The 23712-nt window shown below is 67.7% G+C and carries 20 protein-coding genes; 8 read left to right on the top strand and 12 right to left on the bottom strand.

The features are described 5' to 3' along the window. Positions 1-134: 134 nt before the first annotated feature. On the bottom strand, positions 135-299 hold the full coding sequence (locus tag G7B69_RS14305) for a hypothetical protein (RefSeq protein ID WP_166180465.1): 165 nt from the start codon (positions 297-299) through the stop codon (positions 135-137). 771 nt (positions 300-1070) lie between these two features. On the opposite strand from G7B69_RS14305, the gene G7B69_RS14300 reads away from it, so the two are divergent. From G7B69_RS14300 to G7B69_RS14275, 6 genes are all read left to right on the top strand, one after another. Then, positions 1071-4109, top strand: a complete 3039-nt coding sequence (locus tag G7B69_RS14300) for a TonB-dependent receptor (RefSeq protein ID WP_243415195.1) — start codon at positions 1071-1073, stop codon at positions 4107-4109. A gap of 84 nt (positions 4110-4193) precedes the next feature. Continuing rightward, entirely contained in the window at positions 4194-4964 is a 771-nt protein-coding gene (locus G7B69_RS14295; RefSeq protein WP_341479197.1) for a SapC family protein, read from the top strand. Between the two features lie 26 nt (positions 4965-4990). Then, positions 4991-5992, top strand: a complete 1002-nt coding sequence (locus tag G7B69_RS14290; protein WP_279323172.1) for a cupin-like domain-containing protein — start codon at positions 4991-4993, stop codon at positions 5990-5992. 9 nt (positions 5993-6001) lie between these two features. Then, positions 6002-7501, top strand: a complete 1500-nt coding sequence (locus G7B69_RS14285) for a tryptophan halogenase family protein (RefSeq protein WP_207786034.1) — start codon at positions 6002-6004, stop codon at positions 7499-7501. 73 nt (positions 7502-7574) lie between these two features. After that, on the top strand, positions 7575-9449 hold the full coding sequence (locus G7B69_RS14280) for an ATP-binding cassette domain-containing protein (protein WP_166180457.1): 1875 nt from the start codon (positions 7575-7577) through the stop codon (positions 9447-9449). A 2-nt stretch (positions 9450-9451) separates the two neighbouring features. Beyond that, positions 9452-9799: a cupredoxin domain-containing protein gene (locus tag G7B69_RS14275; protein ID WP_166180455.1), complete on the top strand. Its 348-nt coding sequence runs from the start codon at positions 9452-9454 to the stop codon at positions 9797-9799. On the opposite strand, the gene G7B69_RS14270 is transcribed toward G7B69_RS14275, so the two are convergent. From G7B69_RS14270 to G7B69_RS14235, 8 genes are all read right to left on the bottom strand, one after another. Continuing rightward, the gene (locus tag G7B69_RS14270; RefSeq protein ID WP_166180453.1) at positions 9789-10397 is read right to left on the bottom strand and encodes a TylF/MycF/NovP-related O-methyltransferase; all 609 of its coding nucleotides are present in this window, start codon (positions 10395-10397) and stop codon (positions 9789-9791) included. The genes G7B69_RS14275 and G7B69_RS14270 overlap by 11 nt on opposite strands. Before the next feature lie 101 nt (positions 10398-10498). Next, positions 10499-11950: a hypothetical protein gene (locus G7B69_RS14265; protein ID WP_166180451.1), complete on the bottom strand. Its 1452-nt coding sequence runs from the start codon at positions 11948-11950 to the stop codon at positions 10499-10501. Positions 11951-11954: 4 nt separating this feature from the next. Further along, positions 11955-12998, bottom strand: a complete 1044-nt coding sequence (locus G7B69_RS14260; RefSeq protein ID WP_166180449.1) for an amidohydrolase family protein — start codon at positions 12996-12998, stop codon at positions 11955-11957. After that, complete coding sequence (locus G7B69_RS14255; RefSeq protein ID WP_166180447.1) at positions 12991-13668, bottom strand: class I SAM-dependent methyltransferase; 678 nt, start codon at positions 13666-13668, stop codon at positions 12991-12993. The genes G7B69_RS14260 and G7B69_RS14255 overlap by 8 nt, the downstream gene beginning before the upstream one ends. Continuing rightward, a complete protein-coding gene (locus tag G7B69_RS14250; RefSeq protein WP_166180444.1) occupies positions 13665-15173 on the bottom strand; it encodes a B12-binding domain-containing radical SAM protein in 1509 nt (502 codons plus the stop codon). Before G7B69_RS14250 ends, G7B69_RS14255 begins: the two co-directional genes overlap by 4 nt. Further along, positions 15170-15976: a class I SAM-dependent methyltransferase gene (locus tag G7B69_RS14245; RefSeq protein ID WP_166180442.1), complete on the bottom strand. Its 807-nt coding sequence runs from the start codon at positions 15974-15976 to the stop codon at positions 15170-15172. The genes G7B69_RS14250 and G7B69_RS14245 overlap by 4 nt, the downstream gene beginning before the upstream one ends. Continuing rightward, positions 15973-17364: a B12-binding domain-containing radical SAM protein gene (locus G7B69_RS14240; protein ID WP_166180440.1), complete on the bottom strand. Its 1392-nt coding sequence runs from the start codon at positions 17362-17364 to the stop codon at positions 15973-15975. Before G7B69_RS14240 ends, G7B69_RS14245 begins: the two co-directional genes overlap by 4 nt. A gap of 1 nt (position 17365) precedes the next feature. Next, entirely contained in the window at positions 17366-18742 is a 1377-nt protein-coding gene (locus G7B69_RS14235; RefSeq protein WP_166180438.1) for a B12-binding domain-containing radical SAM protein, read from the bottom strand. A 150-nt stretch (positions 18743-18892) separates the two neighbouring features. On the opposite strand from G7B69_RS14235, the gene G7B69_RS14230 reads away from it, so the two are divergent. Both G7B69_RS14230 and G7B69_RS14225 read left to right on the top strand, forming a co-directional pair. Continuing rightward, positions 18893-19825, top strand: a complete 933-nt coding sequence (locus G7B69_RS14230) for a phosphoenolpyruvate carboxykinase (ATP) (RefSeq protein WP_166180436.1) — start codon at positions 18893-18895, stop codon at positions 19823-19825. After that, on the top strand, positions 19822-20916 hold the full coding sequence (locus tag G7B69_RS14225) for a glycosyltransferase family 4 protein (RefSeq protein WP_166180434.1): 1095 nt from the start codon (positions 19822-19824) through the stop codon (positions 20914-20916). The genes G7B69_RS14230 and G7B69_RS14225 overlap by 4 nt, the downstream gene beginning before the upstream one ends. A 56-nt stretch (positions 20917-20972) precedes the next feature. Here the strand turns inward: G7B69_RS14225 and G7B69_RS14220 are convergent, their stop codons facing one another. From G7B69_RS14220 to G7B69_RS14210, 3 genes are read right to left on the bottom strand one after another with little or no spacing between them, the layout of a single operon-like run. Beyond that, the gene (locus tag G7B69_RS14220; RefSeq protein ID WP_166180432.1) at positions 20973-21875 is read right to left on the bottom strand and encodes a hypothetical protein; all 903 of its coding nucleotides are present in this window, start codon (positions 21873-21875) and stop codon (positions 20973-20975) included. Beyond that, positions 21872-22183, bottom strand: a complete 312-nt coding sequence (locus G7B69_RS14215) for a hypothetical protein (RefSeq protein ID WP_166180430.1) — start codon at positions 22181-22183, stop codon at positions 21872-21874. The genes G7B69_RS14220 and G7B69_RS14215 overlap by 4 nt, the downstream gene beginning before the upstream one ends. 38 nt (positions 22184-22221) lie before the next feature. After that, positions 22222-23703, bottom strand: a complete 1482-nt coding sequence (locus G7B69_RS14210; protein ID WP_243415194.1) for an MFS transporter — start codon at positions 23701-23703, stop codon at positions 22222-22224. Positions 23704-23712 lie beyond the last annotated feature (9 nt).

Below are 23712 nucleotides of genomic sequence, written 5' to 3'. Positions count from 1 at the left end.
CAGGGGGCACCTGTGGATCGATCCGATTTGGTTTGGTCCTGGGGACGGTGACCACGACGGGTTTCCTAAGCATAGAGGGACCGATGACGGCGGCGACGACGCAACTTCGCCGCCGCCTCCGCTCGGAGCAGCAATCAGCCGATCGCGATTTTCTTGACGCGGTTTGCGGCCTTCGCGGCCTTCTTCAACTTCAGCTTGTCGTCAAACGGCCTGTCGATCTGGTCGTGCAGGCGGGCGAAGACGGCGGGCACTCCCCGATCGGAGCCGGTCCCGGCAGGGAGAGATGTCTGCTCGCTCATCGGGTGTCTCCTTGGAAATCATTGTGAAGCAGCTGGACTCGCAGTGAAGCTGCCCGTGCAATGAAGGCGCGCATGGGGGACAATAGAATTGGTAAGATTACGGAGCGCTCGGCGCTCGTCACCTCGCAGCCTTCTGCCGGTCATCCGGCACCGGAGCGGGCTCGAAGGCAGAGCCTCATGGTCTGAGCTTCGCGCCAGCAAGACACAGCTCCGCCGATCGGAGTCGAGTTGCGATTAGACTGACGGCGCCGCCAAGGGCGCGTGGGCCGGGTCGACCGGCCGAGCTTGGCGACCTGTTCACCGGGGGTCCGCTGCGGTGGTTGCTCGGCCCGACTGCGGCCCTCGCGCGGGACGTTGGAGGCGAACGATCCTGACCGCGCGGCGCGGTCGCGAATCACCGGCAGCCACCGGCTTTGGCAGAGTTGGTAACGCTACCGCGCCCAATGGATGCCCAAGTGGTCCAATCGGAGCGATTTTTTGCAATTAAATTACATATTGACAGGCTTTCATTCTATGGTAGCCATTGCGCCGATGTTAGCGCTACCTCAAAAATGGTAGCGCTACCATAACGAGCCGGGCCGGAACGAGCGACCGGCTCGAGGTCGAGAGCAATGACAACAAGCGACGAAAACGTCGCTGGTGGGGAGGATGAATATGCGCGATCTGGGAACCCGGACTGTATCTGACAGCGGCGCTGGAAGGCGACTGCTTCGAGCCACCTTGGCGGCAAGCGCATCGGTTCTTGCAAGCGCGGTTTTCGCGCAGCCGGCCATGGCACAAGACGCTGCTCCTGCGGCCGACGCCCAGGCAGCCGATGCTGAAAACGCCATCGTGGTCACCGGCTTCCGCGCCAGCCTCGAGCGCTCGATGGACATCAAGCGCGATTCGAGCGGCGTCGTCGACGCCGTGTCCGCCGAAGACATCGGCAAGTTCCCCGACACCAACCTGGCCGAATCGCTCCAGCGCGTTCCCGGCGTGTCGATCGACCGGGTGAACGGTGAGGGCTCGCAAGTCACCGTTCGCGGCTTCGGTCCGCAGTTCAACCTGGTGACCGTCAACGGGAGGCAGATCGCCAGCTCGTTCGTCAACTCGCCGGGCGGCGATCAGTCGGTCGACTTCAGCCGGGCGACCAGCCGCTCGTTCGATTTCGACAATCTCGCTTCCGAAGGCGTCAGCCGGCTCGAGGTCTACAAGACCGGCCGCGCCGGGGTTCCTTCGGGCGGCATCGGCGCGACGATCAACATCGTCACCCAGCGTCCGCTCGACGTCGCCGGTGACGGTCTCCGTGGCAGTCTCGGCGCCCGGGCGCTTTACGATACGAGCAATCCCAAGTTCCACGTCGATCCCGACCTCTCGGGCGTCATCACCTGGACCGATGTCGACAACACCTTCGGCGTGTCGCTGTTCGGTGCCTACCAGAAGCGCAACAGCGCCGCCGCCAGCGCGACGTCGAACGATTGGAACATCGCTCCCTACTCGTCCTTCCCCGGCCGCGGACCCTCCACGGTGGTAACAGGTGCACCGTCCGATCCCAGCACGCTGGTCGCCGTGCCCAACGACAGCCGCTACCACTATTCGCAATCGGAGCGTGAACGGATCAACGGCTCGGCAACGGTGGAATTCCGTCCGAGCGATACGCTGACTTTCACCGCCGATGCGCTGTTCGCCCAGAACAGGATCAACGAGGCGCGCACCGACCAGACCAACTGGTTCAACCGTCCGTTCGACCACATCACCTTCGACACCAGCGATGCCGTGCCGACGGCCATCTACATCGACGAAGGCTCGGGCTACGGCACCAAGGATATCGGTTTCGAGCAGCAATATCGCGCGACGAAGACCAGGCTCGAGTCCTACGGCCTGAACGCGGCGTGGGAAGTAGCCTCGAACCTGACCCTGACGCTCGACGGCAATCACTCCGTCTCGAACTCGACGCCGGATGCCAAGAACGGTGCGAGTTCGACGCTCGTCAGCTTCGGCGCGCCGGTGGTGGATGCCCACTCGGTAGATTACTCGGGACCGGTCCCGCACCAGATGTGGACGCTGAACGACAGCGGCCTCGGCACCGACGGCATCCGCGGCACGGCCGACGATCGCGGCAACAACAACGGTGTGCTCGACATCGGCGACCTCGGAACGCAGGTGCAGCGCACCAACGCCTCGAGCCAGCGCCATCGTCTCGACCAGTTGAGCGCCAATCTCGGCTGGGACTTCGGGGGCGGCACCCGCTTCGACGTCGGCACCAGCTACATCGATTCGCGCATGACCAGCGCCCGCGTCCAGACGCAACAGACGCTCGGCGACTGGGGCATCAACAACGTGGGCGACGTGAAGGCGGTCGCCGGCGACCTGATCCATCAGTTCTGCCTGGGCTGCCAGTTCGATCACTATTCGGTGACCGATGCGGACATCGCCTTCCGCGGCAACGCAGTCGATCTCTACAACGCCTTCCGGCCTTACTACGAACAACGCGGAAACCCGGTCAACATCAGCGGCAACGACTTCGATCGTGTCGGCGAGAAGATCTGGGCCGCCTACGCGCAGCTGACCTGGAAGGGCACGCTGATGGACGTCCCGGCGAGCTTCGTCGCGGGCGTTCGCTATGAAAACACCAAGGTGAATGCCTACTCGATCGTGGCGCAACCCGATCGTATCGAATGGGATTCGGACAACGACTTCACCCGCGTGATCGGCTCGAACACTGCCGAGATCACCCGTACCGGCGAGTACAACAATCTCTTGCCCTCGTTCGATTTCCGGATCGAGCCCGCCGACAACGTCGTCGCGCGCGTTTCGTACAGCAAGACACTCGCCCGGGCCGACTACGGCAATCTGTTCGCTTCGCAATCCGCCGGCGCACCGAACCGTCCGACTTACCTCGGCGGCGTGACCGGCGGAACGCAGGGCAACCCGAACTTGAAGCCCCTGGTGTCGGACAACTTCGACATCTCGCTCGAATGGTACTTCGCGCCGACGAGCTACATCTCGGGCGGCTTCTTCTACAAGAAGGTGAAGAACTTCGTCGGCATCGGCCAGGTCGATCAGGAGCTGTTCGGGCTGCGCGATCCGACCTCCGGCGCCCCGGGCACCCGGTCGGGGGCGGCGGTGACGCAGATCAACGCGATCGGCGCGGTAATGAGCGACGTCAGCCTGTTCACGATGACGGCGCTGATCGACGCGCACAACGGCGACGTTGCCGCGGCGAGGACCGAGTTCCAGGCGCACCTGGGGCCGAACGGTCAACTCGATCAGGCGTTCGTGGACACGGTACTGGCGGCCCGCGACGTGATTGCCAACGATACCGATCCGCTGTTCCAGTTCCAGGTCTCGACCCCGATCAACAACCGCGAAGGCAACATCCACGGCTTCGAGTTGCAGGGGCAGTACTTCTTCGGCAACACCGGCTTCGGCGTCTCGGGATCGTTCACCAAGGTGTACGGCGACGTGAACGTCGACATCCTGTCGAACCCGACCGACAACGTTTTCGCACTGCAAGGACTGGCCGACAGCGCCAACATCACGGGCATCTACGAGAACGGCGGCCTGTCCTTCCGCGTGGCCTACAACTGGCGCGACAAGTTCCTCTCCGGGCTCAACCGTGGCGGCGGGCGCAGCCCGGTGTTCATGGCGCCGTTCGGAACGCTTGATGCCCACATCAGCTATGACGTGACCGAGAACATCTCGGTTTCGCTCGAGGCCATCAACATCCTCGGCGAGCCGATCCGTTCGTACGGCCGCGACCCGAACCAGCTGTGGTTCGCGCAAGAGTTGCATCCGCAGGTGTTCGCGGGAGCGCGCTTCAAGTTCTGACTCGGGCGCCGACGTCAGAGTTCATGGGGGAAAAGGCCGCTGTGACCCAGCGGCCTTTTTCCGCCCATTGAGCGACGGCGCGGCTTGCCGCATACCCGGGCAGCTCAAGGGGAGAGCGGCGCGCAGCCGAAGCCGATGACCATCGCCTTGCTCAACAACGTCGATCATCACGATCTTCGCGTGATCACGCGTCATGGCGCCGAATTCGGCGAGGCGACGAACCAGGTGCTGGCCTTTCCGACCGAGTTCGAGGAACTGCAGCGCGAATATCCGATCCTCTTCCGCCGCGACGGCGAAGGGGCGTTGCGGCCGGTTGCCCTGCTGGGACTGTCGCGCGACGAAAACCTGTTCCTCGATGGCAATGAGGGATGGCAAGCGCGCTACGTCCCGGCTCTTTTCCGGCGCGGCCCCTTCAGCATCGCGGCTCCGGACACCCCCGAGAGCGAGCCGATGATCCGCGTGGATCTCGATCACCCTCGCGTCTCCCGCACCGAAGGGACGCCGGTCTTCCTGCCGCAAGGCGGCAATACGCCCTATCTCGAGCAAGTCAGCGCCGTCTTGCGGGCCATTTACGTGGGCCACCACCTGCTCGAACCGATGGTCGCGGCTTTCGAGGCCGCCGGACTGCTTCGGCAAGTCAACCTCGAAGCCCGCGTCGGCGAGAACGAGGTTCACGCCGTGGCCGGGGTCTTCATCATCGACCGCGAGCGGCTTGCCGCCTTGTCGGCCAACGAACTCGCCGCGCTGCACGAGGGCGGCTTCCTGCAGGCGGCCTTCTTCGCCGCCGCATCGCTCGGCAACGTCCAGCGGCTGGCGGACCTCAAGGGCCGCAGGATCGCCGAGGCGGCGGCGTGAGCCTCGCGGCGCCTCCCGTACGTCGGGTGTCGGGGATCGCGCCGGACGCGATACCTTTCGATGAACTGATCGACGCGCAGGAACCGGTCGTGATGGAAGCGCTCGCCGGGGACTGGCCGCTGGTCGCCCACGGGCGTGAGGGTCCGGCGGCGGCCGGCGATTACCTCAAGCGCTTTGCCGCCGACCGCCCGGTCACTGCCTTCATCGGCCCGCCCGAGATCGGCGGGCGGTTCCACTACGACGCCGACCTGACGGGAATGAACTTCACCGCCGAGCGGATGCCGCTCGCGCGGTTCCTCGACACGATCCTGGCGCACCTCGACGACCCCGCGCCGCCGTCGTTTTACGCCGGATCGACCGATCTCGACATCTACCTGCCGGGGCTGCGCGGCGAAAACGACCTGCTGCTCGATCACCCGGCGTTTTCGGCCCAGGCGCCGCTGGCGAGCATCTGGATCGGCAACCGCACCGTCGCGGCGGCGCATCACGACATGTCCAACAACCTCGCCTGCTGCATGGTCGGGCGGCGCCGGTTCACCCTGTTCCCGCCCGAGCAGGCCGCGAACCTCTATCCCGGCCCGCTCGAGCCGACGCCGGCGGGGCAAGTGGTGACGATGGTCGATTTCCGCGATCCCGACCACGAACGCTACCCGCGCTTCCGCGAGGCGATGGCGGCGGCGCAAGTGGCCGAGCTCGAGCCCGGCGACGTGCTGTTCTACCCCGCGCTGTGGTGGCACCAGGTCGAGGCGCTCGACGGCTTCAACGCGATGATCAACTACTGGTGGAACCCGGTGCCGGCGTGGATCGACACCCCGCAGACTTCGTTGCTCCACGCCTTGCTCAGCCTGCGCGACCGGCCGGAGAGCGAGAAGCAGGCCTGGCGCGCGCTGTTCGACTATTACGTCTTCGGCCCGTCCGGACTTGCCGCGGCGCATCTGCCCGCGCACGCGCAGGGCGCTCTCGCGCCGATGGACGAGATGACGGCGCGCAAGCTGCGCGCGCAATTGCTCAACCGATTGAACCGGTAGGCCGGAAGGATGGCGAAAGTGGACGGGCAGGCAGTCAAGCGCGTGGTGATCGCCGGCGGCGGCACGGCCGGGTGGACCGTCGCCGCGGCGCTCGCCAGGCAGCTCGGCCCGCTGCTCGAGATCACGCTGGTCGAATCCGATGCCATCGGCACCGTCGGCGTCGGCGAATCGACGATACCCACCGCGCGGCGGTTTCACGAGCTGCTCGGCGTCGACGAGCGCGACTTCGTCTGCGCCACGCAGGCGAGCTTCAAGCTCGGCATCTCGTTCGAGGACTGGGCGCGCGTCGGCGACCGCTATTTCCACGCCTTCGGGGTGACCGGACAGTCGACGTGGATGGCCGAGTTCCATCACCTGTGGCTGCAGGCCCATGAGCAGGGCCTCGCCAAGGACTTCGGCGAATATTGCTTCGAACTTCGCGCAGCGGAGGCGGGCAAGTTCCTCGGCGGCAAGGATTCCCGCCTCAATTACGCCTATCACCTCGATGCGACGGCTTACGGGCAATACTTGCGCCGGTTCGCCGAGCCACTGGGGGTCAAGCGGGTCGAAGGCAAGATCGCCGAGGTCCGCCTGGCACCCGAAACCGGGTTCATCGAAGCACTGGTGCTCGAATCCGGCGAAGCGGTCGCCGGCGACCTGTTCATCGACTGCACGGGTTTCCGTGCGCTGCTGATCGAGGGCGCGCTCGAGACGGGCTACGACGACTGGGCGCATTGGCTGCCGACCGACAGCGCGATCGCCGTGCAGACCGAGGCGACCGGACCCGCGCGGCCCTACACCCGCGCGATCGCTCACAAGGCCGGCTGGCAGTGGCAGATCCCGTTGCAACGGCGCGTCGGCAATGGACTGGTCTTCTGCAGCCGTCATATTTCCGACGACGAGGCCCATGCGATGCTGGCCGAGCGCGTCGAAGGCGAGATGCTCACCGAGCCGCGCCTGATCCGCTTTCGCGCGGGCAGCCGGCGCAAGGCGTGGAACAAGAACTGCGTCGCCATGGGCCTGGCGAGCGGGTTCATCGAACCGCTCGAGTCGACCAGCATCCACCTGATCATGATCGCCGTCACGCGGCTGATGCAGCTGTTCCCCTTCGGCGGCGTGAACGAGGCGCTCGCCACGCGCTACAACGAGGTCTCGCAGCGCGAGCTCGACGGTATTCGCGACTTCATCATCCTTCACTACCACCTGACCGAGCGCGACGAGGATCCCTTCTGGCGCGAATGCAGGGCGATGGAGATTCCGGGTACGCTCGCCCAGCGCGTCGCGCTGTTCCGCGACGGCGCCTACGCTTACCAGGCGGCCGACGAGCTGTTCCGCACCGACTCCTGGGTGCAGGTCATGCTCGGCCAACGGCTCTTGCCGCGCAGCCATCACGCGATCGGCGGTCTGATGCCGCCGGAACAGCTTCGTGACGCGCTGGCCAGCATGAAGAGCAACATCGACTCCGCCGTCGCCAGGCTGCCGCAGCACCAGGCCTTCCTCGACGGCTTCTGCGGTTCGCCGGGAGGATAGCAGCCCGTCGCGAACTGCCGTGACGTGAACCGATCCGCCGCGATCCGGAACCAACGGATCGCAGGAGGTACGGTTGGTTCGAAGCGCCACGCAGACGCTCGGAGGAACGGACGTCGCGGTCGCTCGCCCCGTGCGAACATGGCTCGCCGACGTTCGCCGGTCGCTGGCTGGTCCGTTGACCGACCTTGTCACCGACATCGCGCGCTTCGCGGGCCCGCGGCGTCTCGCCGCTGCCTTTGCCGTCATCGTGGCCGGTGCCGTGTTCGAAGGCGCCGGCATCCTCCTGCTGGTGCAGCTCATGCAGACACTGCTGAGCCCCGCCGCCGATTCCGCGGCCTTTCCATCGCTTGCACGGGCGGGACAACACCTGCTGGCCGGTATCGCGCCCCCCGCCCGGATGGCGCTAGGACTGGCGCTCTTCTGTGGCCTGATCGCCGCGCGCGGCGTCACCCTGACGGTCCGCGACACCTTGCTCGCCCGGTTGCAGCATGGGTTCGTCCAGCACACCAAGATGGACCTGCTTGGGCAACTCGCCGCGGCGCGCTGGGTCGATCTCATCCGGCGCGACCGCGGGGCCCTGCTGCAAATGCTCGGCTCGGAAATGGCCCAGCTGGCCGGCGCCGTGCATCATTGCCTCGGGTTGTTCGTGTCCTCGATCTTCCTCGTCGCCATGACCGGGTTCGCGTTCTGGCTGGCTCCCGGCTTCGCGCTGTTCACCGTGAGCTTCATGGGCGCGTTCGGCCTGGCGAGCGCGATCTACCTCCGTCGCTCGGGCCTCTCGGGCAAGAAGCTGCTCGATGAGGAAATCGCCATGAACGAAACCGCGATGAGGTTCCTCGATTCGATCAAGCTGGCGAAAGCTCACGGGCTGGAGAGGTCGTTCCTCGAGCGCTACGACAGCTCGTCGAGCGCCGCGGTTCGGCAGCGCGTGGCCTTCGTGCAATTGCTCAGCCGGTCGAGGAACGGCCTCATGGCAACGGCTGCCATCGTCGCCGTGCTGGCGGTGGCCACGGGGCTGTCGCTTATGGAGGTCAAGCCGGCCGAGCTGGTCGCCTTCGTGATCATCCTGTCGCGGCTCGCCGTGCCCGCCCTTTCGATCCAGCAGAGCCTCCAGCAAGTCGCCGTCAGCGTTCCGCAGTTCGACCTGGCCAGGAAGCTCGGGCGGACCCTGGGCGAGCCCGGCCTGGAAGGACTCGCCGCCGAGCCCACCGGCCCGCGCGTAGGGGACGGGCGGGTCGAATTGGCGGGCGTCCATCTCGAACGGAACCTCGGTCCCCTGGGATCCGGGTGCCTGCATGATGTCTCGTTCGCCGTCGACCCCGGAGAACTCATCGGTCTTTGCGGCCCGTCCGGCGCCGGAAAAACGACGATCCTCGATATCGTCGCGGGCCTGATTGCGCCGTCGCGCGGAGTGGTGAGGATCGGCGGGACGGCCGTGTCGCCAGGCCGGCGCCGTGGGATCGTCTATCTTGGGCAAGAGAGCGCGCTTTTCGCCGGCTCGCTGCGCGACAACCTGCTCTGGTTCGCTCCCGGCAAGACCGACGAGCAGGCCGAGCGGGCGATGCGGCAGGTCGGCGGTGGCGAATTGCTCGCCCGACACGGCGCCGGGCTCGACATGGATCTGGCGGACGGAGGCGGCAACCTTTCGGCGGGCGAGCGCCAGCGGATCGCGCTGGCGCGCGGCGTGCTGCGCGGCGGTTCGCTTTTTTTGCTCGACGAGGCGACATCGTCGCTGGACGCCGCATCCGAACGCCAGGTCATCGAGGCGATCCGTTGCCTGGCCGGGAGGCCGACGGTCATCCTGATCTCGCACCGCCGCGAGACCCTGGCGATCTGCGACCGTCTGCTCGCACTCGAAGATGGCCGATTGCAGCATGCCGCCGCGAGTCCATCGGCGAGCGCCCCGACGTGGCCGCGGCCCCATTCCATCGATGCAACTGGAGTTTAGTGATGCGTAAAGGCACCAGAATCCTCGTCTCCCTCGCCGCCGTGGGCGCGCTTCTTTCGATCGCGGGCGAGGCCTTCGGCGAAGGGACGAGCGGCGGAAAGACCTACACCGTCGAAATGGGCAACATGGTCTATGCCAAAGTGCCCACCACCGCGAAGGTCGGTGACACGATCGTGTGGATCAACACGGACACCGTGCAGCATAGCGCGACGGCGAAGGACGGAAGCTTCGATGTCCGGCTGCAGCCGGGCCAGAAGGGCCGCACCGTGCTCAAGAAGGCCGGCAAACTGGCCTTCTACTGCATCTATCATTCGCTGATGCGTGGCACGCTTCCCGTCGCTACGTCTTGACGAGCATCACCTGCTGCCAGGGAAGCCCGACGGCGCTGACGCCATGCGAGGCGCAGTGTTCGTCGAATGCGGTGCGGACTTCGGCGAGGTCGTAGTCGTCTCCGAGAAGGATCCCGCCCGGGACCAGGCGCGGCCAGAAGAATTCGAGCGCGGCGCGCGTGCCGGCGGCCAGGTCAAGGTCGAGATGGACGAAAGCGAACCGTTCCGTGCCGCTGGCGATAGCCGACTGCGGGAACAGCCCGGTATGGAAACGCACCCCCTCGTAGGGCGCCAGGAGTCGCTCGACAGCGGCAAGCGTCGAATGGAACCGGTCGAAGTGGTCCCGAACGGTGCGCCCGTCATCGTCCAATCCGCCGGATTGGAGCGTCTCGAAGACGTCGTACAGGTGCAGCGCGCAGTCGCCTTTCTCCTGGCAGATGAGCCGCGCGCTTCCGCCCCAGAGGACGCCTGCCTCGGCCATGGCGGCGCCAAGCGGGCGCGCCGCGCGCACGCAGGCGAGCAGAAACAGCGCGCGTGCGTCGGTGAGCAGCAGGGGGGTCGTCTCGCGCGTCTCCGAAATTCGCGCAAGATCGCGCGCCGAGGCCGGACCGAGCTCCATCAGTGCCCTGTTCCGGGAGGCAAGGAAGCGCCGCAACAACCGTCCCGCCGGCGAATGCAGGCGTAGCCGCCGCCAGCGCGGAACCTTCGCTGTTCCGCCGATCACCAGCGGAATCGCAGGGCGGCCTGAAGCACGTTCTGGCGCTCTTCGGCCGGAATGGCGAAATACGTCGTTCGCGTGCCGCGCGTGCTCTCGACGTGCAGCGCCTCGACGAACACGTTGAGCATGTTTGCCAGCGGCCAGCGCACGGCGGCGGTCATCGCCCAGCCGTCTTCGCTTTCATCGGCGTGGACCATCTGGCTGCCGCGCTCCCGGGTATCGAAAGCCTCGACCCGGCCGGTCAGCGCGCCCGCGCCGATCGTGTGCGTGATCAGCACGAAAGCGGAGCGGAAGCGCGTGTGCACCCAGACGACGTCATTGGTCTTGAAACCCATTTTGGTGGTGCCTTGCATCGCCTGGGCGATCAGTCGGGTGCCCGGACCCAGTTCCGCGGCGAGCCCGAGGTTGAGGAAGCGCGTGCGCCAGCCCCATTGCAGGACGTTGCTGAAGGCCTCGGGATCGCCGCGATTGTCGTAGTAGAACGCATTGAGCACCAGGCTGGAGGATGGGCGCCACTCCGCCCGGCCGTAGAACCCCGGGCGATCGTCGATCTCGAGCAGCGAGCGGGTGCGGTGCTCCTGCGCGTTGGTGATGAACGAGTTGAGCGGCGGGAGCTTGAAGTGGCCGAAGGCCGTCGCCTTGATGTCGTGCAGCGCCCAGCCGCGGAACGACAGCAATGTGCCCGAGGTATTGTTGAAGCCGAACACCCCGGCGGTGAACGACAGGTCCTGCTCCCCCAGGCTTGCGTGGAGCGTGGCTTCGGCGCCGACGACTTTCACTTCCTCGCCGACCCACGCATTGATGGCCGAAGGGGTGATCGTATAGATCGTGCTCCAGGCGCCGCCCGTCGCGTGCTCGAGCGAGATCTCCGGCCAATAGAGCCCGCCCTTCAGTGAGTAATCGACATTGCCCGAGCGGCGCGGATTGAAGGTGAGGTAGGCTTCGAGGAGATCGGCGTCGTTTTCCTGGTCCTTCTGCCAGGCGACCGAGACATTGCCGACGAACGTGTCGGTGAAGCGCGGTTGCCAGATCAGGTCCGCTTCGACCGGCACCGCCTGGAGCCTGAAATCTCCCTGGGAGTTGCCGTCGAAACGAGTCTTGCCGAGGCCGCCATCGGCGAAGCTCCTGTGTCCATCGGCCACCACCAGCCGGGCGTCGAGCAGGACGGTCAGGGTGTCGGCCGAAAACAGGTCGAGCCCGCCGCCGGCGGAATCCTCGACGAAGTCGCCGGAGTTGTCGTTCGCGCCGTCGTTCGCGCTGTCGTCCGGCGCGAGTTCGCCGGCGTCGGTCTTGTCCGCAGAAGCGTCCTGCGCAAACGCCGGGCTGCCGGCGAGCAGGGCGAGGGCCGCGGCCGTGACTGAAAGATGCCTTGTGGCGATAGCGATCAACAAACCTGTGCCCTCCCTGGCGTGGACCTTGTCATCCTCGTCGGTTGGTCCTGCCGGGGCCCGCATGAGTTCAAATGGCCGCGCCGCTGGTCCACCGTTCGATGCCGCGAACCGTCGCCAGGCGGCCGCAATATCCGAGCTGCTCCAGCATAGGTGCAAGATCCGGCCGTGCCACTCGCGGCGTGCCGCCGGCGAGGACCAGGACCACGTCTGCCGCCGAAGCCTCGAGCAACGGAGCGGCAAGAACGACGACATCGGCGGGCTCGCCGGGAGCGAGCCGCGCCACGGGCAATCCGAGCCGCCGGGCCGCGGTTTCGCCGATCGCCTGTTCGAGCCGGCGGTCGCGAGCCAGCCCCGTCGCGCGGGCGAGGCGCAATTCGTCGAGCAAGTCGCCGTCGCTGGTCAAATGCGAATCGCTGCCGAGCAGCAGATCGATGTCTTCGGCGAACATCGCCGGCGGCGCGGTCTGGCCGAACAGGAAGAGGTTTGACGACGGGCACCAGCAGAATGCCGCCCCGGAGCGGCGGAATCGCGCCGCCGCATCGGCATCGACGCCCACGCAGTGGATCGCCAGCAGGTTCGCATCGAGCAGGCCGCGCGCCTCGAGCTCGCGGACTTCCCCGGCGGCGACGGGGTCCACCCCTTCGGCGACGTGCAGGGCGAGCAGTCCGCCCGGCTCTCCCCGCTCGAGTTCGGGCGTCATTCCGAGCGAGTCGGCGCTCGGGACCGGCGCGACGCGAAGCGGGAACTCGCGTTCGAAATCCGCCTCCCAGGGATCGTGGTGGACCACCGTCGTGACGCCCGCGAAGAGGTTCTTCCACGCGCCCGCCAGAAGGGCCTCGCGCCGCGGGATCCGCCGCCCCGCAGCGATGCGATCGCGGTAGCGCCGCTCGACGTCGCTCCCCCAGGCATAGGCGCTGGGATAGGGCGGCGTGCCGAGGCGGCCGTAGTGGTTGCGGTGAAGGTGGTCGTGGGCGTTGATCAGCCCCGGCCTGATCGCGCAGCCGGGAAAGCGCAGCTCGAGGTCGAACGCGCCGGCCGGCTCGACCAGTGCTCCACCCTCGATCCCGACCGCGAGGTTGTCCGCCGCGAGGAGGATCCGGCGGTCAGGCATCGCGCCTGAAGGCGAGCCCCAGCACTAGCGGACGGCCGCGCTGCTGCTCGTACATCGCAGCCTTTCCGGCCGCGCTGTAGAACCCGCGCACTTGCGGCCCGACGACGCCCTCGGCGGCGGCGCTCAGCACCAGTCCGGCCTTTTCGGCGGCGGCGATCTGGGTTTCGGCGGTGTGCACGTAGTGCTCGATCTCGAGCACCTCCTCGCCGTCGCGAAAGGTGCGGCGGAGCCCGGCGGCGTAGGCGTCGGGATGGAAATCGGTCACCACGACCTGCCCGCCGGCGGCCGCGGCCCGGCCGAGCTCGCGGTAGGCGGCTTCGCATTCGGGCAAGTGCCCGATCATCAGGCGGCACCAGACCAGCTCGAACGCGCCGGCGGGGACCGGCAAGGCCCGCGCGTCCCCTTCGAGCAGGCGGACTTCCGGGCCGAAACTGTGCGCCTGGCGGCCCGCCGCGAGCATCTCGGGGCACGCCTCGACGCCGGTCGCGCTCGCCGCGCCGCTGCCGACGAGCCGGCGCCCGGTGCCGCAGCCGACGTCGAGCAGGCGCAACCCTCGCGGCGAGCGCGAGAGCCGCTCGACCAGCTCGCATTCGAGCGTGGTGACGGCGTTCTCGTGCTCGTAGGTCGCGGCCCAGCGGGGATAGGCCTCCCGGGCAGCGGCGACCGTCATGCCGCCCCCGCCTGCCGCAAGTGGCCGTAGGCCTGGCGGTCGTCGGGAAGGCGCCGCGCGAGCGTGCGCACCCGTCGGAGCAGCTCCGGATCGGCGTAATGCCCGCTCCGCCAGCGGCGCAGCGCGAGGAGCTGCCCGGCGAGCTTGCCCCAGGGCCGCGTCAGGCGGTCGTGCGCGGAAGGAAAGCGGCTCTTCAGCACCAGCTCGAAATCGTCGACCCGCGCCTTCACCTCGCGGGCGAGCCACGGCACGTGGGGGTCCTCGTGGGTCATCCAGTTGACCCATTCGGGCCGCGTCCATTCCTCGAGATCGCCCGGCGTGCCCGACATCGCGTCGACGTCGCCGTAAGTGCCCGCGCGCTGCGGCGTGGGGGTGTAAAAGTAGCTGATGATCTCGAGCCGCGGGTTGATGCCCTTGAGCTTGCGGATGAAGCGCAGCGTATTGTCGATCTCGCGCTCCGGCTCGTCGGGATCGCCGAACACGAACGAGAACTCGGGGATGATCCCGTGCTGGCGGGTGCGCGCGGCGACTTCCTCGATCTGCGCCGTGGTGATGCCCTTGCTCATCTTGGCGAGGACCTCGTCGGAGCCGGATTCGGCGCCGCAGAAGACCATCTTCAGCCCGGCTTCGCGCAGGCGCCGCCAGGTATCGTCGGAAAAGCGGCACAGCGCGTCGATCCGCGCCTCGCACCACCAGGCGAGGCCGAGCGGGGCGAACGCCGCCGCCACCTCGCGCGCGTGCGCTTCGTTGAGGAAGAAGTTGTTGTCGTAGAAGTGCACCGAATCCATCCCGTGGTGCCGCTTGAGCCAGGCAAGATGCCGTGCGGTGCGCTCGGGCGGCTGGACTTTCTCCTTGCGCCCGAACACCGAGATCACGCCGCAGAAGTTGCACGCGTAAGGGCAGCCGATCGAGGCCTGGTAGACGCCCGAGCGGCGACCGAGGAAGGTCGGGTGGAGGTACTCGGCGACCGGTACCTTGTGATAGGGCGGGTCGGGCAGCTCGGCCGGGCCGACCCAGGTGCGTTCGGGGCCGATCCAGTGCGAGCCGTCGGCCTCGCGGAACGCCAGCCCGGCGACCGCGTGGGGATCGAGCCGGCCGGCGAGGACCTCGAGCAAGTCGAGGAAAGTCTGCTCGCCCTGTCCGCGCACGAGCCAGTCGACATAGGGCGCGTCGAGGACCGGCGCGGGATAGAGGCTGCCGAAGTTCCCGCCCCAGACGATCGGGATCTGCGGATGCGCCGCCTTGAGCGCCTTCGACACCGCGACCCCGCTGACCACCTGCGGGCCTGGCATCACGGTCACCGCGATCAGCTCGACCGGATCGGCTCCGCCGGCCCGCTCCTGCACGATCCGGGTAACGGTGGCCGGCACGTCGAGATCGGGCAGGTTGCCGTCGACGATCTCCCATTCGGTGCCTGCGGGCAGCGCGGCGCCGACAGCCATCAGCGAGAGCGGAAAGCGGCGGTTCTTGGGCCGCGTGGCGCGGGGGTTGATGAACACGATCACGCGCGGCGCTCCAGCTCGAGCAGGTAGTGATCGGCCAGCCACGGCAGCGGCGGCACGGTCTCGAGCCGGCGCTCGCAGCGGTCGAGCGCCGCCAGCATCCGCGGGTGACGCGCGGCCCAGGCTTCCGCGTAGGTGGGCGGCAGCAGAGCGCCGATCGCCGCGACGCGGCGCTGCGCGAAGTGCGGCGCGAACGCGCGCCGTGTCTCGCCGATCGAGGGATAGCGGATCGTCAGCCCGCGCCACGGCGCGCCTCCCCGGCGCAGCCGCCGCGCCGCCTTGCCCGGTTCGCCGTGAGCGAGGTACCAGCCCCACTCCCACGGGACGGCCGGACCCATCACGCACAGCAGCGCCCGCGCGCCAGGCCGCAGCAGCGCGGCGAGTGCGCGCGCGACGGCGGGCAAGTCGCTCACGCAATTCAGCCCGCCGAAGTTCGACAGCGCGCCGTCGAAGCGCCCGGCCGCCGTGTGCGCCAGCTGCTCGATCGCCAGCGGAGCGGCCTCGACCAGAGCGTCGAGCCCGGCGCGCGCCACTTTCGCGCGGGTCGCCTCGACCATCGGCGGCGAGCTGTCGGTGGCGAGCACGCGCACGCCGCGTTCGGCCAGGTGGACCGCGTCGTCGCCGGTGCCGCAATTGAGCTCGAGCACGCGCTCGCCCGGGCGGAATGCCGCGTCGAGCCGGCGCCAGGTGGCCGCGCGCATCCTCCGGCCGACCGCGCCCGCGCCGAACGAGCGGTCGTATTCGGACGCCATGGCGTCGAACGGCGAGGGTCGGCCAAGCGCGGCGAGGGTGGGGGCGGCGGTCACGCTTCGACCTCGTGCGCGGCGGCGAGAAGGGAATCGCGCGCGCGCAGCGCCTCGGTTCGGCGTGCGAGCGCTTCGGCGGGGTTGTCCTGCTCGAGCCGGAAGGCCGCCACCTCGCTGCGCAGCCAGGTGTCGGCATGCTTGTAGTAATTGCGTGAGTGGCGGCCCTTGATGACGAAATCGCGGTCGGTCGCCGCGCTCCATTCCTTGGTCAGCACCGCTTTGTCGGCGACCTTGCCGAAGTACGGGGTGTTCATGATCGGGTAGGCGACCGTGGTCAGGAACACGTCGGGGTTCCATTTCTTCACCTGCTCGACGGTGGCCTCGATGTCCTCGAGCTCCTCGCCGTCGTAGCCCCACATCAGGAACATGCCGACTTCGATGCCGTGGCGCTGGGCGGCCTTGGTCGCCCATTCGACCTGCTCGACGGTCACCGCGCGCTGCATGCCGTCGAGAATCCGCTGGCTGCCGCTCTCGGCGCCGATCCAGATGCGGTAGCAGCCCATCTCGGCGAGCGTCTCGAGCACCTCCTCCTTCATCATCCGGTCGGCGCGCGAGATGGTCTCGAACGGCAGGCGCAACCCGCGGCGCTTGAGCTCGCCGGCGTAGTTGTAGAGCCAGCGGTGATTGATGGTGAAGACGTCGTCCGAGTACCACACCTGGTCGGGGCGATAGACTTCGTTGATGTGCTCCAGCTCGGCGGCGCAATCGAGGAAGCTGCGGCGGCGATAGGAATAGCCGAACACCGCGTGCGAGCACCAGTTGCACTTGTAGGGGCAGCCGCGCGCGGTGATCAGGTTGACGCTGCCGCTGCCGTGGTGGGTGCGCCAGGTGTCGACGTACCTGGGCAGGTCGATCGCCGCGCGGTCGGGCCACGGCAGGCTGTCGAGATCGGCGATCTGCGGCCGCGGGGGATTGCTGACCATGGCCCCGCTCTCGTCGCGGAACATCGTGCCGGCCACGCCGTGCAGGCGGTGCGGCCCCTTGCTCGCGAGCGCCGGAAGCAGCTCGGCCAGGGTCTCCTCACCCTCGCCGACGACCACGACGTCGGCGCCGTGAGCCAGATACTGCTCGGGGTAGTTGGCGCTCTCCGGCCCGCCGAGAACGACCGTCCAGCCGTGACGCCTGGCCTCGGCGACGATCGCCAGCACGTTCGCCCGGGTTATCAGGTTGGTGTAGATCCCCAGCGTGCCGCCCGGCTCGCGCGCCAGCCGGGCGAAAAGCTCGGGCTTGCTGCCCCAGGTGCTGTCGTAGATTTCGGCCTCGTACCCCGCCCGCCGCAAGTAGGCCGAGATGTAGAGCAGCCCGAGCGGCGGGTAGGGCTTCATGATCTGCTGCTCCTTCTCGTCTTCGCCGAGGAAGTAGCCGTGGGTCAGGAGGATATCGGGCATGTCAGGCGCTCAGCCGCAGATCGCCGCTCCGGTGCAGCGCCGCCTTCGCCGCCAGTGCCGCCCAGCGCGCGTCGTCGAACGCGCCGGAGGGCGCCTCGGCATGGAGCGCATCGCGCACTTCGCGGTAGAACGCCGTGTCGAACGTGCCGCGGAACAGCATTGCCAGCTCGTCGGTGTCGCGCCAGTTCCGCTGCGGCCCCAGTTCGGCGAGCTGGCGTTCGTGGAACACGGTGCCGGGCAGCGGATAGGCGACCGACACGCCGATCTCGTCGGGCGCCTCCTCGCGCACCAGGTTGCGGGTCAGCAGGATGTCGTGCCAGTCCTCCGGCGGGTAGCCGAGCTGGAGGAACCAGCAGGCGCGGATGCCGTGGCGCTTGAGGTTGCGCGTCGCCGCGCGGGCGGCTTCCACGCGGGCGCCCTTGTCCATCGCGTCGAGGATCCGCTGCGAGCCGGACTCGACGCCGAGCCAGACTTCCTGCGCGCCGGCCCGGCGCAAGGCGTCGGCCACGGGAACCGAGATCAGGTTGACGCGCGACTGCATCATGAAGGGGATCACCGCGTCGCGGCGTTCGACCTCGTCGGCGAACTCGCGCAGCCAGTTCTCGCTCATGCCGAAGATGTCGTCGGCGAACCACAAATGGTCGGGATTGTAGCGCTGCTTGAGCTGGCGCATCTCATCGGCGACCGAGGCCGGCGAGCGCTGGTCGTAGCGCCGGCCGAACGTCGGCTTGGCGCACCAGTTGCAGGTATACGGGCAGCCACGCGAGGCGGCGATGTTGATCGAGAAGTGGCCGTGGGCAGCCGACCAGACGGCGCGGTAGGCCTCGATGTCGATCAGCTCCCACGCCGGCAGCGGCAGGCGGTCGAGATCGGGCCGGATGCGCGGACGCGGCAGGGGTTGCAGCCCGCCATCCGCGCCGATGGTGATGGTGCCCGGCCCGGCGGGGACCCCGCGAACGAAGTCGGCTGCGGCGAACTCGCCCTCGCCGGTGAGCACCGCGTGCGCCCCGGCGTCGAGGTAGAGCCGCGGATTGTCGGCGGAATCGGGCGAATTCACCGCCACGCGCCAGCCGCGCCTGCGCGCCGCGCCGATCATCGCCAAGGCATCCGCGCGGCGGGTCTCGGTGCACATCTTGGTCAGGAAATTGAAGTTGTCCTCGATGAGGATCAGCGTCGAAGGACGCCGCTGCGCGATGTGGGCTTCGAACGCGCCAGGCCCGTCTGCGAAGGTGGCGTCGAACAGCGATACCTCGTGCCCGGCTTCGCGCAGGATGGCGGCGGCCAGCAGCGTCGTCAGGGGAGGGTAGGGCTTCTGGCGGGCGAGTTGCTTTGCGTCTCTTCGCAGGAAGAACGAATGTGCCAGTAGTGCCAATGCCATGTTCCCACCCGCCGACTTGCGGGAATGGGTAGCCTGTCGCGGAGGCGAGGGTTCAAAGCGGGCGCGAAAAAAGGCGGTCAGCGCGTGAACTTCGCCCGATCCCGGCCGAACCAACGGGCCATGCGGAGCGGGGCCGAATCGTCGGCGCAAATGATCGCGGCCAGCCGGCTCGTCCACCGGGTCGAAGCCGTGCTTCTCGGCATGCCGGTGCGCATCGCCTGCGCCGGCGCTGCGAGTGCGGCATCGGTGCGCAAGGCCTGCGGGACGTGGGACGGCGCCCCCGACCGGGCGGCTGCTCCCTTGCTGATCGAGGTGCGCGAGAGCGCTCGTTCCGCGATGCTCGAATCTCCGCGCATCGAGGTCGCCGGCGGGCGCATGACCTTGTCCGGAAGGGGCGTCGCCGCCGCGGCCGATGCTGCCGGCCGGCGGGCGGTCTGCACGCTCTCGCCAGAGCTGCTGGGCTCGCCGGGCGCGCTGCGGGCCGATGTCCTGGAGCCGCTTTGCCTGTTCCTCGCCACCCGCAACGGACGCGTGCCCATCCATGCCTCCGGCGTCGAGCTCGACGCCCTGGCCGTGCTCTTCTCCGGCCCGAGCGGCGCGGGCAAGAGTTCGCTGGCCCTGGCCGCCTCGCGCGCCGGGATGGCGGTCATTTCGGAAGACACGGTCTATGTGCAGCAAGAGCCGCATTTGGCGATCTGGGGCTGGCGGGGACCGATCCACTTGCTGGCCAAGGATGCCGGAACCTCCGCCGGGCCGCCGCGCCTGCGCAACGGCCGGGTGAAGTTCGCCATCGAGCCGTACCAGGGCCGTGCCGCCCGGGAGCCGGCGACTTCGGCGACCCTTTGCCTCCTGCAACACGGCGAACGCGCGTCGCTCGCGCCGATCTCGCAAGAGCGGGCCCTGGCCGGACTCGGCGCGCTCGAGCCGGGGTTCGACCTCTTGCGATCCGAGATCGAAGCCGTGCTCGCCCGGCTGACTGCGAACGGCGCCTGGTTGCTGACGCTGTCAGGTTCGCCCGAGGAGGCCGTGGCGCTCGTCAGGAAAGAGGCCGAGGCCTTGCGCGGCCGCGCGACTGGCCGATGAAGATCGCGGTGGTCTTGGCCGGCGGGGTCGACCGTGACGGTACGACGCGCGTCATTCCGTGCGTGCTCTGGCTGATCCGGCGCCTGGTCGAGGCGGGCGACGAGGTGCATGTCTTCGCGATGCAGCAGGAGCCCGAGCCGGGCCGCTGGCGGCTCCTGGGAGCGAGCGTCTATAATGCCGGATCGAAGCCGAGGAGCCTTCGCATCGGCCGGGCGATCGCCGCCGAGCATTGGCGCGGCCGGTTCGACGCGATCCACGCTTTCGGCTCGTGGACCGGGGCCATCGCCGGCCTGCTAGGGCGGCTGCTTCGGGTGCCCGTGATCTTGACCTTCGTGGGCGGCGAGCTCGCTCGGGTCGAGGCGGCCGGATACGGCGGGCAGCGGACCGCGAGCGGGCGGGCGGTCGTCGAGCTCGCGGCGAAATGCGCTCGCGTGGTGACCGTGCAGAGCGAATTCATGCGAAAGCTCGCCGACGGGATCGGCATCGCGGCCGTGCGGCTGACCCTCGGCGTCAGCACGCGAGACTGGAGGCCTTCACCGCCGCGGCCGAGGATGGCGGGCGTGCCGCTGCGCATCCTGCACATCGCCAGCCTGAACCGGGTCAAGGACCAGGCGAGCCTGCTGCTGGCCATGGCCCGGCTGCGGGATCTCGATGTCGATTGCCAACTGTCGATCGTCGGCTGGGACGCGCTCGGCGGCGCGGTCCGGCGGCAGGCGGAGGCGTTGGAGCTCGGTTCGCGCGTGCGGTTCTGCGGCTTTCTGCCGCATCGCGAGCTCAGGGACCGGCTCGACGAGGCCGACCTGCTCGTCATGACCTCGCTGCACGAGGGCGGGCCGCTGGTGGTTCTGGAGGCGGCCATGGCGGGCGTTCCGACCGTCGGCACCGCGGTCGGTCACCTGGCCGACTTGTCCCCCGCGGCAGCCCTTTGCTCACCGCCCGGCGATCCGGCCGCGCTGGCGGACAACATCCGGCGGATCGCCGGGGACGAACCCCTGCGAATGAGCCTGGCCGCCGCCGCACATACCTTCGCTATGTGTGAAGATGCAGACTTTACCGCCGCCGCCTTCCGCAAATTGTACTTCTCGTCCTGACCCTTCGTGGACTCGTGCAGCACTGCACGAGAGCAGGGATGGCCGCCCGGTCCAGGTCAGGGACCGGGGACGATCGTGAGCGTGATGACGTCGGCGTAGGTCCCGGGCAGTTTCCCCGATGGAACGCCTCCGGGCAACGTAAGGGCAAAAGCGAAGGTGTTGCCGCCGACACCCGCTCGCGAAACGGTCTGCGGCGAGCCCGCCGTGATCGCCGAACCGGCGAACGTCATCGTGTACGGGATCGTCGAATTGGTGGGAAAGGGCGATACGGCTCCGTTGAGGACCATTTGCGAGCCGTTCACGGTGGAGACGGATACCGACATCGTGCTGGTGCTCTTGAGGGAAACTTGCAGTGTCTGCGACGTCGTCGTGAAGTTGCCGAAGTTGAGCGTCTGCGGGCTGGCCGTGACGATGCTGAGGACGCTGGCGATCGAGGTGGTCAGGGAGACTGCCGATCCCGTGTCGGCGCCCGAGGAGTTGCCGTTGGCGAAGAAGCATTGCAGCGAGTAGCCGAGATTTTCCGTGCACTGGGTCCCGCCGACAAAATCCTGTCCCGAAGAATTTACCGGCAGCGCAACGGTGAAGCTCGGCGATGTGACGGCCTTGTCCGACTGAGCAACGCCGGAGCTGACTGCCGTGGTGTTCTTTGGAAAGGATACCGTCGTGGCGCCCGAGGTGATGGTGTAGATCGGCCCAGTCGTGCCAATCCGCAGCGGCGTTCCCGTGTCGGCATCGGTCAGGATGAGGATATACTTCTTGTCGTTACTGGCGAACCCAGAGAGCGTCGCCGTGAACGTGGTCGTCGCCGATTGTGTGGCCTTAATCGGGTCGTAGGTGATCGTGGCAGGCGCACCGGGCGAAAAGGACACGTTGGCGCAATTCGCCGCCAACGCTGGCTCGGCGCCAAGGGCCGTTGCCGCCGAGGTCGCCACAAGTACAGCTCTAAGCGTCCGGTTCATTTGCCATGCTCCTGCGGAGTTTCCGTCAACGTGCCGATCCGGATCATCCCCGGTGCCGAGCCCGCCGCTTCATCGGGCAGTTCGAAGTCGAAAATGGCTGGAGGCTCGCTCGCCATGACGATCCGCCAACGCCCTGGACGAAGCCCTTGCGCGACAAAGCGTCCGTCCCGCGTGGTGAAGACCGTGATTCCCGGCCGTTTTGGCGCGGCTAGCTCGGTCGCCGTGCCGGTGAGCAACGAGACCGGGTCGCCAAAGCGGTTGAGCAGCTTGCCGACCAGGGCGGGGCCAAGCGTTCCCGATCGCGCCATTTCTCCGGTCGCGCGCGGGTCCAAGCGAGCCGCATGGCCTACGCGCCTGTGAACGTATGTCCGTCCGGATCGAGATCCCGTAGGTCGCGGTCGCGGGTTTCCTTGCCGTACCATCCGACGAGAATCAGCGCGACCACAGTTGGAACGGCGGTCGCGACCGCGACCAATGCCAAGGGTGGAACTAGGGCGAGAATGGCGAAGAACTGCGCGAGCATGCCGCCCGCCTTGCTGCAGGCGGCGACAATCCCGGTCGTCCGGCCGCGAATGCGCAGGGGGAAGCTTTCAGCGGCATAGGGTAGCAGCATGGCGACAAGCGCGTTCGTGCCGACGATCATCAGCGCCACTGGCAGCACAGGGCTACCAAAACCGGTCAGTTCGAGGTTCAACACGCCGAGCAAGCCGGCGATCGTCACGGCGATCGAAACGACTACCGACCATTTCGTGCTCCAGCGGCTGTAGGCGAGCGCGGCAAGGAACACGGTGGGAAAGGCGATCAGGGCGGATTCCGCGAGCAGCCGGCTCGAGACCTCCATGCTGTAGCCCTTGGCGACGAGATCCGCCGGGAGCCATAGCAGCAGGCCGAAGTTGACCAGGCCATAACAGATTGCGGCCAAACTCAGCGCGATCAGCTTGCCAAAAAACGCGCGGCCCGTCAGGGCCACGGCCTTGGGTTCGCTGGCGAGCTCGGCTTTCGGGGCCTGCAAGGCGTGGGCCTGGGCACCGAAGCGCGCCATCACCCGCTGTGCTTCCTCGTTGCGGCCGCGCGACAGCAGGAACTTGGCCGATTCCGGAATGAACGCGCCGAGCAGCACGAGCGTCAAACCCGTCGGCAGGTTGAGCAGCCAGAGAATGCGCCAGCTAAAGATCGGCACGAGCAGGGCGGACGCCCCGCTGGCGGCGAAATAGCCTCCGACCGAGCCCAGACCGCCGACCAGCACCAGGCTCCAGCCGCGGTGCTTGCTTGGCATCATCTCGGCCAGCAATGCGTAGGTTACCGGCAGCATGCCTCCGGCGGCGGCGCCCATCATAAAGCACATGCCGATGTTCCACTCGAGCGATGGCATCGCGCCGCACACCGACGTCCCGACGAACATCACCGCCGATAGCAGGATCGACGCCTTGCGGCCGTAAATGTCGGCGATCGCTCCCCACAGCACCGATCCCACAACAGTGCCGATGAGCGCGAAGAAGGGCACCAGCGAGACAGTCGCCTTCGGAACGCCGTATTCGCCGACCATGCCGGGGATAGTGAAACCGAGGCTGGCAGGCTTCATCACGTCGATGATCAGGGCGACGACGAGGACGGCCATGAGGCGCCAATGCTGCCACGATAAGGGCGCGTCTTCGGGCGGCGAAACCACAATATCCGAGGCGGCGGCGACCGTTGTCAGTCTTCGCGGAAGCAGGCCGTAGGCTGCAACGCCGATTCCGGCGACGATCAGCACCATCGCGACGATCATGGTGCGATCAATCCCCATGCCGACCATCTGGTAGCCCATAGGGGCGCCCATCAGGAACATCTGCACGTG

This window comes from Croceibacterium segetis (assembly GCF_011320115.1).
Lineage (GTDB): Bacteria > Pseudomonadota > Alphaproteobacteria > Sphingomonadales > Sphingomonadaceae > Croceibacterium_B > Croceibacterium_B segetis.
This window is presented reverse-complemented; position numbering and strand designations above follow the sequence as displayed.